Annotated in this window: 3 protein-coding genes; all 3 read right to left on the reverse strand. The window is 70.4% G+C overall.

Annotated elements, in window-relative coordinates:
• On the reverse strand, positions 1-767 hold a 767-nt coding region (locus AB1346_13675), incomplete at its 3' end, for a DNA repair protein RadA (protein MEW6721491.1).
• Positions 755-1,924 (reverse strand): nickel pincer cofactor biosynthesis protein LarC, encoded by a 1,170-nt coding sequence (larC, locus tag AB1346_13680; protein MEW6721492.1) that lies wholly within the window; start codon positions 1,922-1,924, stop codon positions 755-757. The genes larC and AB1346_13675, both read right to left, overlap by 13 nt.
• Entirely contained in the window at positions 1,921-2,670 is a 750-nt protein-coding gene (gene larB / locus AB1346_13685; GenBank protein MEW6721493.1) for a nickel pincer cofactor biosynthesis protein LarB, read from the reverse strand. Before larB ends, larC begins: the two co-directional genes overlap by 4 nt.
• Positions 2,671-2,776 lie beyond the last annotated feature (106 nt).

Genomic DNA, 2,776 nt, shown 5'->3' on the forward strand with positions numbered 1-2,776 from the left:
CCGAAGCGGTTCTTCACCGCCTTGAGGATCCGGTACGGGTGCCCCTTCTCCCCCTCGAAGTAGAGGACCGTGTCCACGATGTGCTCGAGGACCCGGGGCCCCGCGATCGCCCCCTCCTTCGTCACGTGCCCCACCAGGAAGACGGCGATCCCCGCCTTCTTGCCGAAGAAGACCAGCCGCGCCGCGCACTCGCGCACCTGCCCCACGGAGCCGGGAGCGCCCGGCAGGTCGGAGGAGAACACCGTCTGGATGGAGTCGACGATCAGCACGGAAGGGGAGAGCTCGGCGGCGGCGGAGAGGATCCGCTCCAGGGAGGTTTCCGACATCAGGTAGATGTTGGCTTCCGAGACGCCGAGACGGGAGGCGCGCAGCTTCACCTGCGCTTCCGACTCCTCGCCGGAGACGTACAGCACGGTCCCGGCACGCCGGGCCAATCCGCGCGCGGCCTGCAGGAGGATGGTGGATTTCCCGATGCCGGGGTCGCCGCCCAGCAGCGTCGCCGAGGCGGACACCAGCCCGCCTCCCGTCACGCGGTCGAACTCGCCGATGCCGCAGGAGGTGCGGACGGCAGCGGTTTCCGAGACTTCGTTGAGCGGGACCGGCTTCGAGGCGGGAAAATCGGGCAGACCTGCGCGCTGCTTCGGGGCGGGGGCGGAGACTTCCTCGACGAAGGTGTTCCACTCCCCGCACCCCGGGCACTTCCCGACCCACTTCGGGGAGGTGGTCCCGCACGCCGTGCAGGCGTACTCGACCTTTACCTTCGCCACTTCCTCGCCACCTCGATCGCCACCTCGTCGAAGGAGGCCGCGCCGGTCCGCACGATCCGCTTCACGTCCTCGTATTCCGGGACGGGGCGGACCGAGCCGTCCGGCAGGGTCGCTTCCTTCACCCGCACGCGCCCGAAGCGCGTATCCACATCCTTGACCGCGCGGTCGAGCTTCAGCCGCCCGCACGCGTGGTACCGCAGGCCGATCGCCGTCGAAACGGAAAAGACCGCGGCGGAAACGAACTCGAGCCGCTCCTCGGGGGCGAGGATCCGAAGCACCCAGCCGGGGCGGTTCTTCTTCATCGTCGCCGGCAGGACGGCCACGTCGAGTGCGCCCGCCGCGAAGGAGCGCTCGATCAGCAGCTCGAACCGCTGCGGGCTCATGTCGTCGATGTTCGCCTCGATCTCTAAGACCCGGTCGCGGCCGGGGGACGGCGGGACGGCCTCCCCCGCGACGACCCGCAGCAGGTTGGGGCGCCCCGGGACCTCCCGGTGCCCCAGCCCGATGCCGACTGCGCGCACCGTCATCTCGGGCGGACGATCGAACGAAACGTCGAAGGCGCGCAGCAGCGCCGCCCCCGTCGGCGTCACCAGCTCCCCTTCCCCCTCGCCGAAGCGCCACGGGGCCCCTTTCAACAGCTCGAGCGTCGCGGGAGCGGGGACCGGCAGCTTCCCGTGGGAGGACCACGCCTCGCCGGAGCCGGCCGGCAGGGAGGAGCTGTAGGCGCTGCGGACGTCCAGCAGCCCGAACAGGAAGCAGCAGGAAGCTATGTCCACGATCGCGTCGACCGCGCCGACTTCATGGAAATGGATCTTGTCGATGGAGGCGCCGTGGACCTTCGCCTCGGCCGCTCCCAGCAGCTCGAAGCAGCGGACCGCCCGGTCGAGCGATTCCTTCGGCAGGGAGGAGGAGCGCAGCAGGGCGACGATGTCCGGCAGGCGGCGTCCGTGGCCGGCATGTTTCGACAGGTTCACGTGCACGCGCGTCCCCGCCATCCCGCAGGAGCTCCCGCGCTCCACCGCGAGGCGGTAGCCGGAGACGGGCACCCTCTTCAACGCCTTCCGCAGCTCCTTCTCCGCGCCGGTCAGCGAGAGCAGCGCCGCCGCCGTCATGTCTCCCGCGATGCCGGAGAAGCAGTCGAAATAAAGGATCGTCATAGCCGGTCGATCACCGACGCCAGGACGCCGGCGCCGAAGCCGTTGTCGATGTTGACGACGGCCACCGTGGGGGCGCAGGAGTTGAGCATGCCGAGGAGGGCGGCGATCCCGCCGAAGCTTGCGCCGTAGCCGACGCTGGTGGGCACCGCGATGACCGGCTTGTCGGTGAGCCCCCCCACCACCGACGCCAGCGCCCCTTCCATCCCCGCCGCGACGACGATCACGCGCGCCTTCCGCAGCAGCTCTTCCTGCAGCAGCAGCCGGTGGATCCCCGCCACGCCGACGTCGTAGAGCCGCTCCACGGCGCTGCCGAGGAATTCCGCCGTCACCGCCGCCTCCTCCGCCACGGGGACGTCGGAGGTCCCCGCCGTGACGACTAGCACCGTCCCTTTTCCCCGCGCCTCCTTCTTCCCCTGCGGAAGGACGACGCAGCGCGCCTTCGCGTGGACCACGGCGCCGCGGAACGCCCGCTTGACCGCCCGGATCTTCTCCTCGGTGAGGCGGGTGATCAGCACCCCCGTCCCCGCGCGCCGCATCGTGCGGGCGATCGCCGTGATCTGCTCCGCCGTCTTCCCCTCGCCGAAGATCACCTCGGGGACCCCCTGGCGGATCGCCCGGTGGTGGTCGACGTGGGCGTCCCCCAGGCTCTCGTAGTGAAGATTGCGCAGCCGCTCGAACGCGTCCTCGACGGACAGGCTCCCGACCGCGACGGCGGCAAGGAGCTTTTTCAGGCGATCCTTCGTCATGGACGCATCCCCCGCACCTTCCGGCTCAAACGGAACCGCCCGCGTCGCCCCCCTCGGGCGTTTCATTCTCCTCGACGGGAACGCGCCGGACCCGCACTTCGAGGAC

Source organism: Thermodesulfobacteriota bacterium (assembly GCA_040758155.1).
In the GTDB taxonomy this organism is placed as follows: Bacteria; Desulfobacterota; Deferrimicrobia; order Deferrimicrobiales; family Deferrimicrobiaceae; genus UBA2219.

Excerpts from the sequence above, each read along its gene's own strand:
- larC (MEW6721492.1), bottom strand. The coding sequence starts at position 1,924 with ATGACGATCCTTTATTTCGACTGCTTCTCCGGCATCGCGGGAGACATG.
- larB (MEW6721493.1), bottom strand. The coding sequence starts at position 2,670 with ATGACGAAGGATCGCCTGAAAAAGCTCCTTGCCGCCGTCGCGGTCGGG.